This is a genomic window from Nitrosomonas sp. ANs5, assembly GCF_050584665.1.
Classification (GTDB): domain Bacteria; phylum Pseudomonadota; class Gammaproteobacteria; order Burkholderiales; family Nitrosomonadaceae; genus Nitrosomonas.
Genome location: NZ_JBEUDO010000020.1, coordinates 28,597 through 49,229, shown reverse-complemented (window position 1 = coordinate 49,229; position 20,633 = coordinate 28,597). Strand labels below are relative to the sequence as shown.

Sequence of the window (20,633 nt, the reverse complement as noted above, 5' to 3'; positions counted from 1 at the left end):
GCGCAAAAGTTCACCATCCTCTTTAAGCCGTCTCACATCATTGGAAATGGTTTTTTGTGAGTACATCGTTTTTTCTGCTATTTTTGTCTGGGTCAACCCACTTTCAATCATTTTCTTGACAGTTCTTCTACGAGCTTCCGGCTTTTGTTTTTCAATATGTTGAGTAGAGCTGTGGGCATATCCTTCCATTTCAGAATGCGTTTGAATTACTCTAGCTTTTCCGTCAGTTGAATCCGCTTTGACTGTAATACTGCCATCACTTGACTGCTTGATTTCATAGTGACTCACAGTGCCTTGCTCAATGCCAGTAGCTAAGGCACGGAGGGTATTAGCAATATTTGTCTTTGACTGAACTACTAGGGGGTTGTCATCTTTCATTTCTTGCTCCATCTGCGCTGACCGTGGAGCTATCCTAGCGCAAAGTACTAGTAATTGCTAGTACTACTTCTCGCTATTCGTCTGCAACGCTAATTAGATTTAGACAGAAATGAAAACTAGGTCATAATACCGTCTAAGTCAAGAATGCGATAAAAATATGATGAAATATCATGCCGATAGGGTTGACATTGATTTTATATGCGCATAAATTTTGACGGATGGGCAATGACTATCGTATCGTTGTTGAACGATTGAAGGCAGATGGTGTGCTCATGGTGGTCATGCAAATTCCCTCCCAGCTTCCAACAGAGAAACAGTGTCTATTTCTGTTGGAAATTCTCGATAAAGATCGGCTGGAAGGTATGGTCTTGACGCCCTGACTCTCCATGGCGGCCATAGGTGCATCACGAAACATCCTGTTTTCAGGGCCTTTCAGAAACCCTGGATAGATTCCAGGAATACCTGTCTTGGCTCAAACATTGAAGCGGAAATGCATCACATCACCATCCTGGACGATATATTCCTTGCCTTCGAGGCGCATTCTTCCGGCCTCTTTGGCCTTTTGCTCTCCCCGGTAGGCGACAAAATCGTCATAGGCGATGACTTCGGCGCGTATAAAGCCTTTCTCGAAATCGGTATGAATGACACCGGCAGCCTGGGGAGCGGTTGAGCCGCTGCGTATCGTCCAGGCCCGGACTTCCTTGACGCCGGCTGTGAAATAGGTCTGGAGCCCCAGAATTTGATAGGCCGCGCGAATCAGGCGATTCAGACCAGGTTCCTCGAGCCCGATATCCGCGAGAAAGATCTGCTTGTCTTCATCAGATAGATCTGCAATCTCGGCCTCCAGGGCGGCACAAATCACCACCACGGGCGCTGCCTCCTGTTTGGCCTGCTTTTTGATCTTGTCCAGCATGGGGTTGTCTGCAAAGCCCTGGTCCGCCACGTTGGCCACATAGATAACAGGCTTGGCGGTCAACAAACAAAGTGGCTTCAGCAATGCCTGTTCGGCGCTTTCGAGTTCGAGGTTGCGGGCAGGATGACCCTGGTCCAGGTGCGCATGCAATTTCTCCAATATCGCCAGCAAACGAACGCTTTCTTTGTTACCCGAAGATTTTGCCAGCTTGGCTTCGCGCTGCATCGCCTTTTCCACTGTTGCCAGATCTGCCAATGCCAGCTCGGTCTGGATCACTTCCATATCCGATAGAGGATCCACCTGGCCAGCAACATGCACGACGTTATCATCCGCGAAACAACGGACCATGTGCACAATGCCATCGGTTTCCCGGATATTAGCCAGAAATTTATTGCCCAAACCTTCGCCCCTGGAAGCGCCAGCCACGAGTCCAGCGATGTCGACAAACTCCACGGTTGCCGGTTGCACTTTCTGTGGATTGACAATTTCACTCAGGCCAGCGAGGCGCGGGTCGGGCACTTCGACTATGCCAACATTGGGGTCAATCGTACAGAAGGGATAATTCTCGGCCGCAATGCCGGCTTTGGTCAACGCATTAAACAATGTGGACTTGCCCACATTTGGCAAGCCTACGATCCCGCATTTCAAGCTCATGATCGGATTCTCATCAATTTTTTAGGAAATAGTAGGAAATTACAAACGGTTGGACAAACGCACACGCTACTTGTCACCCCGGGTATGTAATTGGTGCATGGCTGCCGCTAGATCGCCCCTGGCAATGAGTGGCCACACCTGCATGCTGCGATCGATGGCCTGCTCGATGCGTGACGCTTCTTCCTTCCTGGGAGGATGCAGAACATAATCCACAACCGCATGCTTGTTTCCGGGATGACCAACACCGATCCGTAAACGCCAGAAAGACTGGCTTGATAGCTGGGCGATAATGCTTTTGAGGCCGTTATGTCCGCCTGCTCCGCCACCCGATTTCAATTTGACTATGCCCGGCTCCAGATCCAGTTCGTCATGCACGATCAAGATTTGTTCTGGTGCTATCTTGTAGAAACGGCAGATGGCTGCCACAGCCAGACCGCTGGCATTCATGTAGGTCTGTGGTTTGAGCAGCCAGCATTCACTATCGTCCTGGGTTGCGCGCGCGCATAGCCCATGAAATTTGGCTTCCACTCTGAACGATGCATGCAAGGTGTCGGCCAACTGGTCCAGCCAATGAAAGCCGACATTGTGGCGGGTGGCTGTGTATTTTTCGCCTGGATTGCCAAGTCCAACCACAATTCTGATGGGTGATTCCACTACCTGATTCGACCTTGGCAATAAATGACTGGATAAAACGTGACTTGAATTTGCGGTACTCCCGGATGATCGACTAGGCTAGGAGGCTGTCCAAGAATAGACTGATCTACTGCGGACGAGCCTGGTTGGCCGGATTTTACGATCCTTTTCGTTGAATAGAACGACTATTCGCCTCAAATGATCGAAAAATCCAACTCAACCAGCCTCGCCCTCGCTACGATCGCTATTCTCGGACAGCCTCCTAGTCTTACTCCGGGAGCAAGAACGGTTTAGGCGGACTCGGATTCCGATTCGCCTGCTGCGACACCACCACGTGGTGCAATGAGGGTAGCGACTGGCTGATCGTCGCCTTTGAGCAAGGCCGGAATTTCGACTCGCTCGGGCAATTGCAGATCGCTGAAATGCAAAGTACTGCCTGCGGTCATGTCTGACAAATCGACAGTAATGAACTCAGGCAAATCCTTGGGCAAGCAGGAGACGTCGATTTCGTTCAGTACATGACTGATCATACCGCCAGACAATTTCACGCCGGGAGCGATATCGCTATTGATGAAATGCAGTGGCACTTTCATATGAATTTTCTGGTTCTGATTGACCCGCTGGAAGTCGACATGCAGCACTTGCTGCTTGAACGGATGCATTTGTACATCCCGCAACAATACCTGTTCGGATTTTCCGTCAACATTGAGAGTAAGAATGGATGCGTGAAAAGCTTCCATTTTTAATTTATAAAACAAATCCTTGTGATCCAATTCAATTGGCTGGGCAGTAGTACTATCCCCTCCGTATACAACTCCGGGCAGTCTGCCTGCCGCGCGCAAGCGGCGACTTGCTCCCGTTCCCTCTAATGTTCGCTTACTGGCACTTATTTCGATTTGCATTGCGTTCTCCTGAAAATGACTCATCCGCCACCGGATGAATCAAGAAATCATATAGGTTTATTCCATGAACAATGAACTCAACGAGCTTTCATTGCTTATTCTGAGCATCGATTCACCGAACAAGCTTGCCACACTCAGTTGACTGATACGATCGCAGCTTGCCGCTTCTTCACTTAAGGGAATCGTATCGGTGACAACCAGCTTGTCCAGACCGGAATTCTCAATACGTGTCACCGCGCTGCCTGACAACACTGGGTGCGTCGCATAGGCAATCACGCTTAACGCCCCCTCCTCTTTCAGGGCCGCTGCGGCTTCACACAAGGTGTTCGCGGTATCTACCATATCATCGATGATCACACAAGTACGGCCTTTGACTTCACCGATGATGTTCATCACTATGGATTCGTTCGGTTTGGGACGCCGTTTATCGATAATTGCCAGGTCGCACTCCAAGCGCTTGGCCATATGGCGCGCTCTCACCACCCCGCCTACATCGGGTGACACCACGATCAAATTTTTATAGTTATGCTTCCAGATATCGCCGAGCAGAATCGGCATGCCGTAGATATTGTCTACGGGAATATCGAAAAATCCCTGGATCTGGTCGGAATGTAAATCCATGGTGAGCAGTCTATCCACGCCGACACTGGTCAGCATATTCGCGATCACTTTGGCTGTGATGGGCACACGCGCTGAACGCGGCCGCCTGTCTTGCCGCGCGTAGCCAAAATAAGGAATAGCGGCAGTAACACGACCGGCCGAGGCACGCTTCAAGGCATCCACGATCACCAAAATTTCCATGAGGCTTTCGTTGGTGGGTGCACAGGTGGACTGCAACACGAACACATCGTTGCCCCGCACGTTCTCGAGTATTTCCACCATGATCTCACCATCGCTGAAACGTGCAACTTTTGCGCGCCCAATATTGATGTTCAGGTGCCTGACCACATCCTGCGCGAGCTTTGGATTGGCCGTGCCGGTAAACACCATCAAGCTGTCGTAGGCCATGTGTAACTATTATCCCGGGATAAAAAAAACGGTGCAGGTCGACATAATCGGTTGTGTAACGCCAGCATTTGCTGCTGACAGATTATTACTGAGATCTGGCTGGGGAGGTAGGGATCGAACCTACGAATGCCGGAATCAAAATCCGGTGCCTTACCACTTGGCGACTCCCCAATATAAATTTTCCTAAAAATCCGACAAAGGATGGCTTGCAAGCCCTTGCACGACAAAACCACTCATCTCGCCGGGCATCTGTATGAATGCTTCCCGCGCACTGGACTCGTCAGGAAACTCTGCAAATATACACGACCCCGATCCACTCATTGCGACTTTCGTCGCACCTCGCCGCTGCCTTAACCACGCCAGCCAGCTGGCGACTAGCGGCTGCATCTGCGCAACGACCGGTTCAAGATCGTTATGTCCCTGTCCGGTGGAAAAGGCCGCCATTTTGATCGGAATTGTGTCGCGTGTCAACTCCTGACTCGAAAAAACCTCGACCGTGGAGACATGCACAGGCGGAGTCAGCACCAGATACCAACAGGAAGGCAAGTCTACAGGCGTAAATATTTCACCGATACCTTCGGCAAACGCATTCCTGCCATAGACGAATATCGGCACATCGGCGCCCAATTCCAATCCGAGTGTCATCAAATGTTCCCTGTCCCGGTCAATCTTCCATAACCGATTTAAGGCGATCAATGTCGTAGCGGCATCAGAGCTTCCGCCCCCCAGCCCGCCACCCATCGGAATTCGTTTCTCCAGATGGATGTCGGCACCCAGAGAACAGCCGCTCCGCTCCTGCAGCAGCTTAGCTGCACGCACGCATAAATTATCCTGGTCGGGCAAACCGGGCATGGGATTGGTCAACTGGATCAGCCCGTCATCCCTGACAGTAAAAGTCAGCTGGTCCGCGTAATCGATAAAACGAAAAACCGTTTGCAGCAGATGGTAGCCATCCTCACGGCGTCCAATCACGTGCAGAAACAAGTTAAGCTTGGCGGGGGCTGGAAATGTATGCATAGCACATTCACTATTTTTTATTTTGCTGGGCGTGGGGCGTTTTCATCCTGCCATTGATCAATGATCAGTTTCATTTTCATATCCGCACGACTGAATTCCAGCAATCGCGGCAAAGCGGATTGCGTTGCCCGTTCCGGATAATAATCCAAATAAGCGATCTGCCAGCCATCCTGGCGGATCGCGACGGTACGATGATCGCGGTCGGTATCCTTTTCGGCCACTGTCATCGGAAAATGCTGGCCACGTACCCAATATCGCAAACCGGCGAGCGGCAGCTCCCAGCCCAATACCTGTGCCGTGAGTTGCTCTGCCGTAGCCGCGCGATAAATTGCCGGTTCGGATGTCGTCAGGCGCACGCCTGCCCGATCGCGATAAATTTCGGCGACCACCTGACCCAGTGGAGAGAACAGGTAAATTTCATCTTCATGTGCCGTATGCCGCCAACGTACACTGCCCGAGAATGTCTGCTGATCGGTTTTCACCGCCAGCCGGCCTACCAGCATAAAAAAACGATCCATCGATTCAGTCTGTTCGAAAGCAGGCGGAATGATGGTCGTTGTGATGGCAGCAGGGCGAATCGCCGGCCCAGCGCAGCTGGCCAGTAACAAACACACGCACAACCACCGCTGAACACGCCAAGTCTTTTCAGCACTTAAACCGCACATGCTGGACAGCCTCCTAGCGATCGTGCATACCCTACGAACAACTTATCTATGATATCAATACCAAGATGGTTGTTGGTTAAAGCGCATTTCTTGCTTCAGTCGCAGCATTCCGGGGATGTTGCGCATCCGGCAGCACTATATTCAATTCGAGCGTTTCCTGATTATCATCCTGCTCGAATTTGACGGAGATCGCATCCTGGTCCACCTCGACATATTTCCGAATCACCTGCATTAACTCTTCTTGCAACTGCGGCAAATAGGATGGTTTATTGCGATAATAGCGCTCATGCGCAACGAGGATTTGCAGCCTTTCTTTTGCGACGGAAGCAGTTTTAGATTTAGACGATCTAAAGTAATCCAGTAAGCTCATTATTTACCTCCGAACAACTTTCTGAGGAACCCCTTTTTATTTTCAATAAAGCGGTGTGGCCTTTTTTCGCCGAGATATCGCGCCACGACATCCGCATAAGCCTGGCCGGCATCGCTTTTCTCGTCCAGAATCACCGGGATCCCGGCGTTGGAAGCATTCAGAACCGACTTCGATTCCGGAATGATACCCAGCAAATGTAGGGACAGTATTTCCTGCACATCCTCCAGGCTTAGCATTTCGCCCGATTCGACGCGGCTTGGGTCATAACGCGTCAACAACAAAAACTCCTTGATCGGATCCATGCGCAGCTCAGCCCGGCGCGACTTGCTTGCCAGTATTCCCAACATGCGATCCGAATCCCGGACCGATGACACTTCCGGATTCGTCACCACAAATGCATCATCTGCGTGATACATGGCCAGATTGGCGCCTTTCTCAATGCCAGCCGGCGAATCACAAACAATGTACTTGAAATCCTTGGAAAGCTCTTCCAACACCCGGCCGACGCCTTCCAGGGTCAACGCATCTTTATCGCGAGTCTGTGAGGCAGGCAGGATATAGAGCTGGTTACAATTCTTGTCCCGGATCAAAGCCTGGTTGAGATTTGCCTCGCCATTGATGACATTAACAAAATCATACACCACCCGGCGCTCACATCCCATGATCAAATCGAGGTTGCGCAATCCAACATCAAAATCGATGACAGCGGTCTTATGCCCCCTTTTAGCCAGCCCCATGGCGATAGCCGCGCTGGTCGTGGTTTTTCCGACCCCACCTTTACCCGATGTTACAACGATGATTCTTGCCAATTGAATCTCCTTTCCCAGAAATAGTTTTTAATCGAGTTCCTCAACAATCAACGCTTGGTTCTGCAAATAAACTTGCAGTGGCTTTTTTTTGATACTTGTCTTCAAATCTTCGCTTGTCTTGTAAACCCCGGCAATCGAAACGAGCTCGGCCTGCAAATCGAGACAAAAAAGGCGGGCGGCGGTATTGCCCTGTACACCAGCCAGGGCCCGCCCTCTGAGGGTGTTGTAAACATGAATGTTACCTTCCGCCATAATCTCCGCTCCGGCACTGACTTGCGTCAGAATCACCAGGTCTCCGCCAGCGTAAATCCGCTGGCCCGAACGCACCGGCTGGGTAACAAGCATGGCTGGCGCATGTGACACTTCTTTGACAACCATGGCCTGGATCTCGGGTATGGCAGCGGGCGCATTGTTCAACTCCAGCCGCGCACTGCCACTGCTGCGGCCGGAATCCACCGGAATCGATGATGCCAAAGCCAGGCGCGCCTGGGCATCGCTGCCGCCCCGGATACCCACAGGGCACAACCCTGATTGCCGCAGCAGCGCTATCAGTGCGGCAACATCGATTGCCTGGCCGCGCTCGTTCAGTTCGGTCAAATCGAACAATACCGGAGAACTTTTGAAGAAATCGGGCGCACTGGCAATTTTTTCCTGTAGGTGCAGGGTGATTGCATGCATGTCATTGCTGTATAAAACCAGAACTGGTGCAAAGAAAGTACTGCTCCTGAATTCCAATACGGAAGATTGCAAACCATCCATGTGACAAGACTCTGAGCTGTCCGCAGAATCAATCATGCGGGTATATGTATGGAAAAGTGGGATCAAGATCCCACGTTCAAAATAAAAGCAGCCATTATACCTTTCAATCCAATGGAATAAACTGCTTTAACCAGGAATCGGGCAAAATGCTTGCAGTGCAGTTGCCATAGCATAACGCACGTCATGTTGCTTGCAAATAATGCATAAAAATTGGTGCCTGACAGCATGAAATTAAGTATGCTTCATCTATCTGCCAGTCAAGGAGGAAAGCATGAAATCCCATTCATTTTTACTCTGTTTGATCCTGCTCGGCGCATGCACCAGTCCCACATCGAGAATCCGGGATTTTCCTGCAGAACCCGCCCCTTATACACTCATCAGCCAGGCAACCGATACCTACCAGGACACCCAACTGCGCTGGGGCGGCACCGTCATCGATGTGGAGAACGAAATCGATTCCAGCCTCGTGCAAGTGCTTTTCTATCCGCTCGACGCCAACGGCTATCCGCAAACCGATGAACCCAGCCAGGGACGGTTTGCGATCAAAACCAGCAAGTTTCTGGATCCGGCAATTTTTGTCAAAGATGCGGAAATTACCGTTGCCGGATCTGTAAAAGGCGAAATCGAACGCCTGGTCGGACATAAACCCGTACGTATGCCGCTCATCGACGCAGAGGCGATTTGCCTATGGCCAAAGGAATACCGGGGAAGTAGATATTACGATGAGGCAATCTTCCGCTATGTTCCGGATCCCTATTTTGGCGGCTATTGCGGTCCTTACGGATATTGGTGGTAAGCACCCAACCGTCAGCCTCGTTGTCAGGACAATTTCGAATCATGGCATCAATCACGAGACACCTGTCACAATTATGGGCACCTCTAAAAATTCAGAGTTTTAAACAAGACCAGGCGAGAACAAAAAATGTTGACGCAGCATATGATGGATAGGGAAGGAGACATTCTTTGTGCACAACGACGTATTGTGACGAAATATGGATTTTTAGAGGTGCTCTTATGGCAATGTTCAGATTCCCTGAACATCCTTTTGCAAGAATTAAGCTTGCGATTGGTTGTCAAATATTGCTTGTAGAATAATCAGCGAACGCAGATACCTGCAAAGCGAGGTTTTTAAGTAAAAACTGAATATGCAGTGCGGGTGTAACTGTGCTCGTTCGTCCTCTATATCCATACCGGATAAAGAAGATAGGCCGCATGATCACTCGACCAATTTGATTGGCTCCACCTACATTGGAGGAAAGCATGAAATCCTACTTGCTTTTGTTCTGCCTGCTGTGGCTCGCTGCATGTACCAGCATGCCGCCTGCCATCAAGGACTTCCCGGCAATGGATATTCCTTATCAGCTCGTCAGTCAGGATGTCGATGCCTACAAGGATACCCCGCTACGCTGGGGTGGCACGGTTATCGACGTAGAGAACGAAACGGATTCAAGTCTTGTACAGGTACTTTTTTACCCGCTGGATCGCAATGGTTACCCTCAAATCAGCCAAACCAGCGATGGCCGGTTCGCGGTCGAAACCAGTGATTTCCTGGATCCGGCGATCTTTACCGAAGATGCTGAAATTACGGTCACCGGCACTTTGAAAGGTGAAATCGAACGGATGGTCGGCAACAAGATTATACGCATTCCGCTGGTGTCTGCTGCCACGATTTATCTATGGCCCAAGGATTACCGGGGAAGACGCTATGCTGGAGATCAAAGATATCGCTATCCACCCCCCTACCCCTTCGGCTATTATGGCCATCCTTTCTTTTACCGAGGCTTTTACGGCCCTTATGGGTATTGGTGGTAGGCGTCGCGGGGTCGCTGACAAATTGCCGCTCAATCACCCATGCAGCCACGCAAAACCCGCATCAGTAAGGGTCAGCGCCAAGAGCTGTCGGCATTCAACTTATACTGGCCAAGCCCAAATGCTGATAATATGAGCATTTTACCGCCAACTTGGCTGTATAACTGCCGTCATCCGGAATTCCAGAACCGGTTCCGGTATCCATCAGATGCCATAGAAAATTGTACTACCCTTTGAAAACAATGCCAAATCACCCGCAATAGCTTATTTCGAACGCAGCGAAAATTCTGGACACTTGCAAAATCAAGAGACGCAGCATCGCCCGTTGCCAAGTATTTTGCGCTACCAGCGCTCCGCAGTCGCTCACCCCATGCCAGCAGCAAAATATCATTAACAACTTATGTGGAAGCTATTTACCTTATTCACGATTCTCATCCTGGCTTTTACCGCTGCCTGTATCGCCCTGATTTATTTTGCGATCGACCAGCAGCCCCAAATCGAAAGAGAAATTCTCGTCACGCCGGAACATATTGCGCGCGCCAAGCAGCTGCTTGATACGCATCGCTACCAAGTCTATCCGGGCAAGTCAGCAACAGCCAAATTTCAGCCGGATGATCTGGATATCGCTCTCAATTACCTGGCGCATCATTTCGCGCAAGGACGTGCCAGAGCAACCGTACAGGATCAAAGCGCGCTGATTCAACTGAGTCTGCCCGTGCCGGTAGGCAATGCCGGCAGTTTTCTCAACATCCAGGCAGTTGTGGCAGCAGCCAATGGCCGCCCCATGCTGGAATCGGTTCAGATTGGCAAATTGCCCGTACCGGATGCGCTTGCCAACCTGCTGATATCACAGCTTCTGACCCGGTTACAAAAAAGCAGTCCGGATGTCCGCGCAGCGCTGGAAGCCTTCCGGAAATTACAGATCTCCCGCAATGGTATCGCCATCACATACTACTGGGAGGGCTGGGGAACCGATCAATCCGGTTATTCTTCACTGAGTGCCCCGCTTTTCAATCAACAACAGCTGGATCGGCTGCTCCGTTATCATCATTTCCTGAATGAGCATAACCGTCATCAGGCAGGACGGTCGATGCCGCTCTCCGAACTGCTGATGGCCGTCATGCGGGAAACCGTTCGGCACAACGCATCAGGGAATATCGTGGAAGAGATCCGTGCCGCAGTGCTGGTTACCGCGTTTCACGTACTGCAGTTTCCACTCAGATCGGTCATCCCGGAGACGGCCAGCTGGCCCAATCCTGTCAGAATCAGGGTCACGCTGGATGGACGGGCGGACTTCGCCATGCACTTCATGGCTTCTACCGCAATTACCGCCTATACGGACACCATTTTATCCGATGCAATTGGCCTCTACAAGGAGTTGGAAGATGCCCGTTCCGGCAGCGGATTCTCATTCAACGATATCGCCGCCAACCGTTCAGGCACCCGTTTTGCCGAAAAAATACTGGCCAATCCAACTGAAGCACAGGCCATGCGCAACAAAATACTGTCGGGAATAGAGGATACCGATCTCATCCCCTATTGGTCGGATCTGCCCGAACATATGTCCGAAAGCACCTTTAAAGCACGCTTCGGGGGCATAGACAGCCCACAATATATTGAAATGATGGACAAAATCGAGCGGCGCGTGGCTTCAATGAGATTGCTGCGCTGAATCCATTCCCCGTCTGGAACGGGTTGCCAGCAGATACGCAAGACCCTACTCAGAAATAGCTTGATAATTGACTGGAAAAACCACTAAGATTGGCCCCCAAAATTACTTTTTCCAAAAAATGAAAAAACATCATTGCGCGCATCGTAGCGAAAATTTGCCCCCTTCTGGCAAACAGCGCAGAAAACTGCTCCATTTGGCGACATTAGGCGCCGGCGTCAGCCTGTTCACAGTGCCAACGGGTGCCCGGCAAGCGCATGCCAGCGGCAAAGCGAAAACTTTGCTGTTAAGCTGTATGGATTATCGCTTAATGGATGAAATTGAACGCTATATGCTGCGCAAAGGCCTGTATCATAATTATGACCACATCGTGCTGGCCGGCGCCTCGCTGGGCGCAATCACCGAAAAATATCCGGCATGGACCAGAACCTTCTGGGACCACCTGGATCTTTCGGTTACATTGCATGGTATCCATACCGTTATCGTAATGGATCATCGCGATTGCGGTGCCTACAAAATGTTGCTGGGCGAAGATTATTCCTCGGATTTAGATAAAGAAACCGCAGTACACACCGCCAATCTCATGCATCTCAAAAAGATGATCAATGAGAAATATCCGCAGATTGAAGTTGAAACATTGTTGATGGATTTGAAAGGCGAAGTGGAAGTCATCCAGGATACATCCATAAAACAAGAAGCGCCCCAAGCAGGCGAAATGGATTCTGATTCCAATTAGCCGATCATGCAATGCAAACTGGAATCAGTCTTTTTCACCAGCTGGAATTGAATGCCCTCTCCTTGACGCAGCCAGATCAAAACTCCTTGACCACAAAAAAGGTGATATCGGTGCCACCCCGTTTATTGTCTCTGATGACGTTGAGATTATGCGTCATGTCCACAACTAGCATGGAATCCCCCAGAAAGCCGGTGGCCACACGCCCCCCGACTGCGCTATAGAAAGTATCTTTGCGCTTAAATTCGCCATCGACATTGCGCACGGGATCAAGCCAGGCAAGCGTGCCATGTAAACTCAGGTAACTGAAAAAAATCGGTTCCCAGCGGTATTCCGTATTGGCAATCAGGTAATGCTCAGGATAAAACTCCCAGACCGAGGCGCCGGGCAATACCGGAATGGCAGTCGACGAAAAATCCCAGCCCATGGGGTTCACCCCGCCACCGATCCGCTGCGCCGAGAAACGGTCCAGATTGTTGCCAGTGCCAACATGGACGGCGCCCAGCAGGCGATGCCGGTCGCTATCTATAAATGGCACCCCACCCGCTGCCAGTGCATAGGCATCGAACCTGACATGATCGCGTGAACTGCCCGCCTTGTGTTGCATGCCATCCAGTCCCCAGTCACGCCAATTCAAACGATGACCATAAACAAAATTGGCACCGGCGGCAAAACCCTGATGCGCCAGCCACAGTATATTCCGCTCCAGCGCATCGTATTTGATCTCCAGTCGTGTGCCGAGCTCCACCGTATCACTGGGCGTCACTAAATTATCAGCCGCTTTACGGCTTTTGTTGAAATAGAGAAAACCTGGCTCAAAAAAGAGATTGACCATGAACATGTTGTCATTGTAGCCAGGCGCGATCTGTTCGCGATACCCGATACCCGCACTCCACTGCAAGCGCCCCCAGTACATTTCTTCATCACGGACCCGCTTGCCATCCACAATCTCGCTTAACGGCGCGGGTGGTGTAAAGTTGCGAAATGCCAGCGCATATTGATAATTCCCCCAGTCAGGCAATTGCTCGCCGTAAAAGATATCGTTATAGACACCGGCAACATTTGCATAAAACAACTGGCTTTCTTTTGGCTGACGCCAGAAATAAAGGCTACCGATCGGAAATATAGTCCGGTCATCCGGTTCATGCATATTGTATTGCAGCCCCAGCATCCAGGCATCGACTGATCGCCGGTCGCGGCTCTCAACCACGATTTCTTCGCCAAAAATCTCGGTTCTGAAGCCTTCGCCTGCGCGTGGCGTACGATACGCTTTGGCATCCCGATCAAGATAAGGCAGCGCCTGTTCATTGGGAAAGCTGATGGCAGAATGCGTAGCTGAATGCCGGTCCTGTTCGGCCAGTCCTAATTGCGCAGCAAGCATCAGACTGGAGAACAAGGTAAACCGCAAGAAATGGCGTTGCACATTTTGGTAATAGTCTGTCATCTTCATCTACTCCAAAAGTTTATTTTAAAATGCTCAGCAGCAAGAATATCCAAGTTGGCCCATTTTATAAAACTCTCTGATACCGACAATACTGAAAGCCATCCTCAAAACATTCGCCGCAATATAACCCTGCTACAAAAGGCCACTTGGCTTCGCCTGATTTATCAACCGCGCTTGCCATAATCAGTTTGTGTAGCCTTTTGTCTGAATAACGCGTCACCGGAAACAAGATTGAACCACCTGCATCCAAAATAGCGCATTATTTTAGCATTCTGCGCCAAATCGCTCGATCACCTGTTGTTCTATGGCAACACAAACAACCAAGCGGGTCTCGCTCGAATTGCCCCGATCAGGCGAAATAGAAGGTTTCTGGATAACTTTGCAATGCGGCAGCCGGTCAGTCATATCACTTCTCACCTCATCGGCACAAGGCTGAGTTAGCAACATCTGGCCAGGGTAATTGCCGGCTACGGCCGGTAACTCTCATTCCAGACGGATTGATTCAATAAGGTATGCCTTTGCCGCCAGTCCGGAAGATAGTGACTCATCAATGTTTTGAAACGTTGGTTATGCCGCCGTTCGTGAAGATGCACCAGCTCATGAACGAGCACATATTCGATACATGCGATGGATTTTTTGGCAAGTTCCAGACTCAACCAAATGCGCCTGGCGGCTGGGTTGCAGCTTCCCCATCGGGTTCGCATGCGTTTGATCCGCCATTCCACCACCCGCACACCCACCACAGCCTGCCATTTGGCCAGCAGCGACGGAATCAATGCTTGCAGTTGCGCCCGATACCAATGCGATAGAACCAGTTTGCGCTGTTCACTGCCAGCCCCCGGCCAGACATACAACTCAAGCTGATCCGGCTTGCGCAATACGACACCATGCCGAAGCGTCTGCTCATGTACCCGTAGCGCATAGCATTGCCCGAGAAAATGATGGTGCTCACCGTCTATCATTGCCTGTGCAGGCACAGCGGGCCGCGCTGTAAATGCTGCCTGCCGCCTTTCGACCCATGCCAGCTTGCCGATGACCATCAGGCGAATGGCTTCATCGCTGACTATCGACGGCACCACTGCCCGCACCCGTCCGTCAGGTGGATCCAGGTAAAGATACATATGCTTGATCGGCTTGCGCACAACTGCCACCACCATGCCGTTTACGTTCAAATGGCTGACGACTATCTGTTCAGCAGAATTCATGCTGCGGCCTGCCTGTCAGAATGGCAGCTCCTGCCAGATGCGATCGATTTTTGCCTTGACCTGCGCATCCATTTCTATGGTCCGCCCCCACTCGCGCGGGGTCTCACCCGGCCATTTGTTGGTCGCATCCAGCCCCATTTTGCCACCCAGGCCAGAAACCGGGCTGGCAAAATCGAGATAATCGATTGGCGTATTCTCGACAATCAGGGTATCCCGCGCGGGATCAACCCGCGTCGTGATCGCCCAGATGACTTCTTTCCAGTCCCGGATATCGATATCGTCATCGGTCACGATGATGAACTTGGTGTACATGAACTGCCGCAGGAAGCTCCAGACACCGAACATGACACGCTTGGCATGGCCGGCATATTGTTTTTTCATGCTCACTACCGCCAGCCGGTAGGAACAGCCTTCCGGCGGCAGGTAGAAATCGACAATTTCGGTGAATTGTTTCTGCAGCAACGGCACGAATACTTCATTCAGCGCCACGCCGAGGATGGCGGGCTCGTCTGGCGGTTTGCCGGTATAGGTGGAATGATAGATCGGGTCACGGCGCATGGTCATGCGCTCGACCGTGAACACCGGGAAGGTTTCCTGCTCGTTATAGTAGCCGGTATGATCGCCAAAAGGCCCTTCCAGGGCGGTTTCCCCGGGCTGTATATAGCCCTCCAGAACGATCTCGGCACTCGCCGGAACCTGCAGATCATGTGTCAAGCACTGGGTGACCTCGGTTCTCGCACCGCGCAGCAGACCAGCGAACTGGTATTCGCTCAGGCTATCCGGAACCGGTGTCACGGCACCGAGAATCGTAGCCGGATCTGCACCCAACGCGACCGCAACCGGATAGGGCTGACCGGGATGGGTCATGCAGAAATCACGAAAATCGAGTGCGCCGCCCCGGTGTGCCAGCCAGCGCATGATCACTTTGTTCGGCGCAATCACCTGCTGGCGATAAATCCCCAGATTCTGACGGGTCTTGTGCGGACCACGGGTCACTGTCAGCCCCCAGGTAATCAACGGTCCGGCATCGTCCGGCCAACAGGTCTGGATGGGCAAACGGTTCAAATCGACGGCCTGGCCCTCCCAGACCACTTCCTGACAGGGCGCATGAGAGACCTGTTTGGGTGCCATATTCAGCACTTGCTTGAGCACTGGCAGCTTATCCCAGGCATCGCGCAGGCCCTTCGGCGGATCAGGCTCCTTGAGATAGGCAAGCAACTTGCCCACTTCGCGCAAGGCAGCAACAGAGGACTGGCCCATGCCCAGCGCGACCCGTTCGGGCGTGCCGAACAGATTGCCCAATACCGGGATCGTGTGCTGAGCGGGCCGTTCAAACAGCACCGCGGGCCCCGCCTGCTTGAGCAGACGGTCACAAATTTCAGTCATTTCCAGGCGGGGGTCGATTTCCGTCTGGACCCGCTTTAATTCCCCACGCTGTTCGAGCTGCGCCAGAAAATCACGTAAATCTTTATATTTCATGGATGGATAGAAAATCTAAATGGAAAACGCAACCAACAGTCTGGAGAGTGGCCGGAAAAAGCCAGGGCAGTCTGGGTAAAGCCGCATCACCCAGAGCGGATCCTCGCAAGCCAGCGGCCCACTCGCCGCGCTGTGATATGGCGCGTGATAATGCAATGCGATCACATGCAGCGCCACTTACCGACCGATCCCGGACATAGCATCCAGCAGAATACCGATAAAAACCGTCGCACCGATCCAATTATTGTGTAGAAACGCTTGAAAGCAACGAGCCGGTTCCCGATCGCGAATCAGGTGATATTGATGAATAATCAAACCCAGCACGACCAGCAGCGCAGCATAGTACAAAATTCCCCCCTGCAAGAGCCCGCCCGCAAACACCAGGATACTGACAAAAGTAACGTGACACAGCACGATGCCTGCCACATCAAAACGTCCCAGCGTGATGGCAGAGGTTTTGATGCCGATTTTGAGATCATCTTCCCGGTCAGCCATCGCGTATTGCGTATCGTAAGCAATCACCCAGCAGAGATTGGCCACCATCAACAACCAGACAATGGGTGGCAAAGCATTGGTCTGGGCGGCAAAGGCCATGGGCATCCCGATGCTGAACGACAATCCGAGATACGCTTGCGGCATGGCAAAGAAACGCTTGGTGAAAGGATAGGAAGCTGCCAGGAGCAGCGCGCACACGGACAGCCCGATCGTGAGCCAGTTGAGCGGCAAAATCAACAGGAATGCGCACAAGCTCAACCCAGCGGCCACCCATAACGCTTCCTGTGGTTGCACCAGGCCAGTTGCCAGCGGCCGCTGCCGGGTACGCGCTACATGCGGATCGATGTGACGATCGGCAAAGTCATTGATGGCACAACCTGCGGAACGCATCAGAACCGTTCCCAGCACGAAAATCGTCAGTATCATCAAATCTGGCAGGCCATCGGCTGCCAGCCACAGGGCCCATAACGTCGGCCACAGTAACAACAAAATACCGATCGGCTTATCTAATCTGATCAGTTGGTAATACGCAAATAATTTTTCTTTAGGTATCATAATATCTAATAATGAGCTGTCATTGGAACAAGCAAACTGTGAATCGGACATGCATAGCACTCATTCAGCGGCTCTCAGTTTCCGAATCGCGGGCAAAAACACCTCTGTCACGAGCAAAGGTTGATCTTGCAGAGTGAACAGCGAACGCCTAGCCCACAGACTCATCGGCCGATCAGACAACTGCTCGCAAGCCCGTTCAAATAGTGGATGGTGTGACTTCAGTTGTTTATACTCGAAGGACGTACGCTGGATCAATGGATTAGTGAACAGCATGGTACCGAGCGATTGGTTGCCCAGGCGACCCAATCCGCGCCACGCGCCTTGCAAATGCGCCGATTTCACCACCGAATGCGCGAAGACAACCGGCACATCGTCGCAGTGCAGATACACCTCGCGCACCAGTGCCCGCACCCCCCAACGCAGATTCATGATCGCCAATTCATCGATGCATGCGGCAGCCAGCGCCTGAAATACCGGCTCGACACGGAAATGGTCACTATGCGCTTGCAGCAGGCGCGTCAGCGAATCACGGTGGCGCAACCACCAGCGGATGTCGACAGGCGCACAAACTGGAGCAGGGTGCCATGCCGAGGGCGGGTTGATCTTCATTACAATAAAAACCTGGAAGACAGAAAGACCAGCAGAGGCATACTCGATCTACAAAAAGACATTCAGCGCGTTATCTGCGATGGCAAATGATTTCAGACGTCTCGTTTGACCACTAGTACTCCGTTCCGTCAATTAGCTTACAAATGAAATCGATGGATTCGCCTGCCAGGCTAGGCGCAAACCGCAGTCATAGCCGTAGCTATGGCGAGGATTTGCAACAACGCATGACAGGCGAAGGCGCGATTTCATGTAAGCGGTTTGGCGGAACGGAGTACTAGTCGACATGGCTAAGCTGCTATGATGGAAAGGATAAATTGTTATGCTTGAATTCATTCTAAGATTGATTGCGCTGTCGCGCATATTGCCTGACGCTGGCAAGCAATGCCTCCTTGCTGAACGGCTTGGCCAGATGTCCATCGGAACCGGCGATTCTACAACGCGCCTGATCGAACAACCCGCTTTTGGCGGAAAGCAGTACAACCGGAATTGACCGGTATTGAGGGTGACGCTTGATCAGCATGCAAGCCTGATAACCATCCAGCCGCGGCATGACGCTATCCAGAAAAATGACGTCGGGCCGGCCATCGATGACCTTTGCCATCGCATCGAACCCATCTGTGGCAAGCATCGCCTCACAACCGGATTGTGCGAGAAAAATTTCGGCGGCTCGACGGATAGTGCTGCTGTCATCGACCACCAAGACCTTGATTCCCGCCAAATCATCCCATTCACTCACAGCCACCCCTCACTCCGCCACCCTTCTTGGCCAAGTTTTTATCAGCACAACGAAAAACCGTTTCGTCGATACCAATAGCCCTATGATAACGCATAATCCAGTAAACCTCAGGCAGACGCAGGCCGGAATCCGCACAATCAGTGCAAAGCAGAGAACTATGCGCGGCATAACAAGGCGGCAACGCGCCACCTCAACGGGCTGTCAGCAGTTTCCTTCCAGAACAAGCTGCCTGGCTTCCATTTTTATTCACAAGCCTATCGGGTGGCTACCGCAGGAATTTCCACATTCTCCGGCAGTCTTAGTGCCATCCTGGAACCACCACTCCTTACTTGCGCCAAAAAGCGATGGTAAAAACGATCAACAAAGTATAAAACTCGAGCCTGCCCAGTAACATGGCAAAACTGCACAACCAAATCTGAAAATCGTTCAACGAGACATAGGTTGAAGCGGGGCCGACCTCACCCATGCCTGGCCCAAGATTATTCAGGCAGGCAATCGCCGCCGAAAAGGCTGTCATACCATCCAGTCCACTCAAAGTCAGCATCAAGGTCATCAAGACCATGCTGGCTGCATAAACGAACAAATAGGCCAGAACAGCGAAAATAATCTTGTGGGAAATCACGCTGCGTCCGATCTTGACCGGAGAAACTGCGCGTGGATGCATGATGGTGATCATTTCCCGGAAGAACTGTTTGTAGAGTATCCGCACCCTGATCATTTTGATGCCCCCACCGGTCGATCCCGAGGAGGTACTGAAACCCGACAGAAACATCATCCACAGCGGCGCAAAAATGGGCCAGACAGCATAATCAGTATTACTGTAGCCCGTGGTTGTGGCCACAGAAACCACATTGAAGGCAGCAAAGCGCAGCGCCATCAGCGGCTCCTCGTAAACGCCCTCATCCCACAGATAAACAGCTAGACCGGCACAACTGCCAAGCACGATCAGAAAAAAAAGCTTAGCTTCCGGATCGACTCGGTAGAAAGAAAAACTTTTGGTTCGCCAGACCATGAAATGGGTGGCGAAATTGATCCCCGCCAGCAGCATGAAAAAAATCGCGACCGCCTCGATCAGCGGCGAATCCCAGTAACCATAACTGGCGTCATGCGAGGAAAATCCGCCCAAACCCAGAGTGGTGAATGCGTGCATGACCGCGTCGAATTCACTCATCCCGGCCGACCAGTAGGCGAAGACACAGAGCAGCGTCAGCGCAGCATATACCAGCCACAAGCCCTTGGCGGTCTCGGCAATGCGCGGGGTCAACTTGGATTCTTTCATCGGGCCCGGAATCTCCGCCTTGAATAGCTGCCTGCCACCCACTCCCAACATCGGCAGAATCGCGACCGCCAAGACAATCAATCCCATCCCGCCCAGCCAGATCATGAGGCCACGCCATAAATTGATGGCACGGGGCAGCGAATCAAGACCGGTCAGAACCGTTCCACCGGTCGCGGTCAATCCGGAAGCCGCCTCGAAATACGACTTGGCGATGCCCAGCTCCGGAAAATAAGCTAGAAAAGGCAACATGCCAAACAACGGCAATGATAGCCACACCAATACCACCAGTAGAAATCCGTCACGAATCTGTAATTCGCGCTTGAAAGGACGGGTTATCAGCCAAATGGCCGCACCGCATCCGAGGGTGATCAGCAATGCGTCCCGAAAAACGTCCAGAGCGCCGTCATCCAGCCAGTAAGCCACACCATAGGGGATCAGCATGGTCAAGCCGAACACCAGAATCATCTTGCCCAATACGTTGGCAACCGCAAGAAAATGAGTCATAACTGGCG

At 51.7% G+C, this 20,633-nt stretch carries 22 protein-coding genes and 1 tRNA gene; 5 read left to right on the top strand and 18 right to left on the bottom strand.

All coding sequences use genetic code 11. The annotated features are described in order from the left end of the window. Window positions 1–378: hypothetical protein (locus ABTW62_RS06835; RefSeq protein WP_430903850.1), on the bottom strand; the 378-nt coding region annotated here is incomplete at its 3' end. 218 nt (window positions 379–596) lie between these two features. Here ABTW62_RS06835 and ABTW62_RS06830 point away from each other — a divergent pair. Then, window positions 597–758 (top strand): hypothetical protein, encoded by a 162-nt coding sequence (locus tag ABTW62_RS06830; RefSeq protein ID WP_430903849.1) that lies wholly within the window; start codon window positions 597–599, stop codon window positions 756–758. A gap of 92 nt (window positions 759–850) precedes the next feature. Here the strand turns inward: ABTW62_RS06830 and ychF are convergent, their stop codons facing one another. From ychF to minC, 10 genes are all read right to left on the bottom strand, one after another. Continuing rightward, complete coding sequence (gene ychF, locus ABTW62_RS06825) at window positions 851–1,945, bottom strand: redox-regulated ATPase YchF (RefSeq protein WP_430903848.1); 1,095 nt, start codon at window positions 1,943–1,945, stop codon at window positions 851–853. A gap of 66 nt (window positions 1,946–2,011) precedes the next feature. Further along, complete coding sequence (gene pth, locus ABTW62_RS06820) at window positions 2,012–2,599, bottom strand: aminoacyl-tRNA hydrolase (RefSeq protein ID WP_430903847.1); 588 nt, start codon at window positions 2,597–2,599, stop codon at window positions 2,012–2,014. Window positions 2,600–2,868: 269 nt separating this feature from the next. Continuing rightward, complete coding sequence (locus tag ABTW62_RS06815; protein ID WP_430903846.1) at window positions 2,869–3,480, bottom strand: 50S ribosomal protein L25/general stress protein Ctc; 612 nt, start codon at window positions 3,478–3,480, stop codon at window positions 2,869–2,871. Between the two features lie 57 nt (window positions 3,481–3,537). Beyond that, window positions 3,538–4,488 carry a ribose-phosphate pyrophosphokinase gene (locus ABTW62_RS06810; RefSeq protein WP_430903845.1) on the bottom strand — a complete coding sequence of 317 codons (951 nt, stop codon included), beginning with the start codon at window positions 4,486–4,488 and terminating at the stop codon, window positions 3,538–3,540. 96 nt (window positions 4,489–4,584) lie between these two features. After that, window positions 4,585–4,659, bottom strand: a tRNA-Gln gene (locus ABTW62_RS06805). Between the two features lie 12 nt (window positions 4,660–4,671). Next, complete coding sequence (gene ispE / locus ABTW62_RS06800; RefSeq protein ID WP_430903844.1) at window positions 4,672–5,505, bottom strand: 4-(cytidine 5'-diphospho)-2-C-methyl-D-erythritol kinase; 834 nt, start codon at window positions 5,503–5,505, stop codon at window positions 4,672–4,674. 17 nt (window positions 5,506–5,522) lie between these two features. Further along, window positions 5,523–6,170 (bottom strand): lipoprotein insertase outer membrane protein LolB, encoded by a 648-nt coding sequence (gene lolB / locus ABTW62_RS06795; protein WP_430903843.1) that lies wholly within the window; start codon window positions 6,168–6,170, stop codon window positions 5,523–5,525. Between the two features lie 76 nt (window positions 6,171–6,246). Continuing rightward, window positions 6,247–6,540 carry a cell division topological specificity factor MinE gene (gene minE / locus ABTW62_RS06790; RefSeq protein ID WP_430903842.1) on the bottom strand — a complete coding sequence of 98 codons (294 nt, stop codon included), beginning with the start codon at window positions 6,538–6,540 and terminating at the stop codon, window positions 6,247–6,249. Further along, on the bottom strand, window positions 6,540–7,349 hold the full coding sequence (gene minD / locus ABTW62_RS06785; RefSeq protein WP_430903841.1) for a septum site-determining protein MinD: 810 nt from the start codon (window positions 7,347–7,349) through the stop codon (window positions 6,540–6,542). The genes minE and minD overlap by 1 nt, the downstream gene beginning before the upstream one ends. 27 nt (window positions 7,350–7,376) lie before the next feature. Further along, the gene (gene minC / locus ABTW62_RS06780; protein WP_430903840.1) at window positions 7,377–8,108 is read right to left on the bottom strand and encodes a septum site-determining protein MinC; all 732 of its coding nucleotides are present in this window, start codon (window positions 8,106–8,108) and stop codon (window positions 7,377–7,379) included. Between the two features lie 271 nt (window positions 8,109–8,379). On the opposite strand from minC, the gene ABTW62_RS06775 reads away from it, so the two are divergent. The 4 genes from ABTW62_RS06775 to ABTW62_RS06760 all read left to right on the top strand — a co-directional run bounded on the left by ABTW62_RS06775 (window position 8,380) and on the right by ABTW62_RS06760 (window position 12,322). After that, window positions 8,380–8,904 (top strand): Slp family lipoprotein, encoded by a 525-nt coding sequence (locus ABTW62_RS06775; protein ID WP_430903839.1) that lies wholly within the window; start codon window positions 8,380–8,382, stop codon window positions 8,902–8,904. Window positions 8,905–9,368: 464 nt separating this feature from the next. After that, on the top strand, window positions 9,369–9,920 hold the full coding sequence (locus ABTW62_RS06770; RefSeq protein ID WP_430903838.1) for a Slp family lipoprotein: 552 nt from the start codon (window positions 9,369–9,371) through the stop codon (window positions 9,918–9,920). A gap of 397 nt (window positions 9,921–10,317) precedes the next feature. Beyond that, a complete protein-coding gene (locus ABTW62_RS06765) occupies window positions 10,318–11,589 on the top strand; it encodes a hypothetical protein (RefSeq protein WP_430903837.1) in 1,272 nt (423 codons plus the stop codon). Window positions 11,590–11,707: 118 nt separating this feature from the next. After that, on the top strand, window positions 11,708–12,322 hold the full coding sequence (locus tag ABTW62_RS06760; RefSeq protein ID WP_430903836.1) for a carbonic anhydrase: 615 nt from the start codon (window positions 11,708–11,710) through the stop codon (window positions 12,320–12,322). Between the two features lie 76 nt (window positions 12,323–12,398). Here ABTW62_RS06760 and ABTW62_RS06755 read toward each other — a convergent pair whose 3' ends face one another. The 7 genes from ABTW62_RS06755 to ABTW62_RS06725 all read right to left on the bottom strand — a co-directional run bounded on the left by ABTW62_RS06755 (window position 12,399) and on the right by ABTW62_RS06725 (window position 20,625). Continuing rightward, complete coding sequence (locus tag ABTW62_RS06755) at window positions 12,399–13,763, bottom strand: hypothetical protein (protein ID WP_430903835.1); 1,365 nt, start codon at window positions 13,761–13,763, stop codon at window positions 12,399–12,401. A 467-nt stretch (window positions 13,764–14,230) separates the two neighbouring features. Next, complete coding sequence (locus ABTW62_RS06750; protein ID WP_430903834.1) at window positions 14,231–14,968, bottom strand: M48 family metallopeptidase; 738 nt, start codon at window positions 14,966–14,968, stop codon at window positions 14,231–14,233. 15 nt (window positions 14,969–14,983) lie between these two features. Continuing rightward, window positions 14,984–16,447, bottom strand: coding sequence for a 4-hydroxy-3-polyprenylbenzoate decarboxylase (ubiD, locus tag ABTW62_RS06745; RefSeq protein ID WP_430903833.1), 1,464 nt, complete (start codon window positions 16,445–16,447; stop codon window positions 14,984–14,986). 177 nt (window positions 16,448–16,624) lie between these two features. After that, entirely contained in the window at window positions 16,625–17,497 is an 873-nt protein-coding gene (gene ubiA / locus ABTW62_RS06740) for a 4-hydroxybenzoate octaprenyltransferase (RefSeq protein ID WP_430903832.1), read from the bottom strand. Between the two features lie 60 nt (window positions 17,498–17,557). Next, entirely contained in the window at window positions 17,558–18,106 is a 549-nt protein-coding gene (locus ABTW62_RS06735) for a chorismate--pyruvate lyase family protein (RefSeq protein WP_430903831.1), read from the bottom strand. A 334-nt stretch (window positions 18,107–18,440) separates the two neighbouring features. Next, window positions 18,441–18,842, bottom strand: a complete 402-nt coding sequence (locus tag ABTW62_RS06730) for a response regulator (RefSeq protein WP_430903830.1) — start codon at window positions 18,840–18,842, stop codon at window positions 18,441–18,443. 325 nt (window positions 18,843–19,167) lie between these two features. Continuing rightward, window positions 19,168–20,625 (bottom strand): TrkH family potassium uptake protein, encoded by a 1,458-nt coding sequence (locus tag ABTW62_RS06725; RefSeq protein ID WP_430903829.1) that lies wholly within the window; start codon window positions 20,623–20,625, stop codon window positions 19,168–19,170. Between the last annotated feature and the right edge of the window lie 8 nt (window positions 20,626–20,633).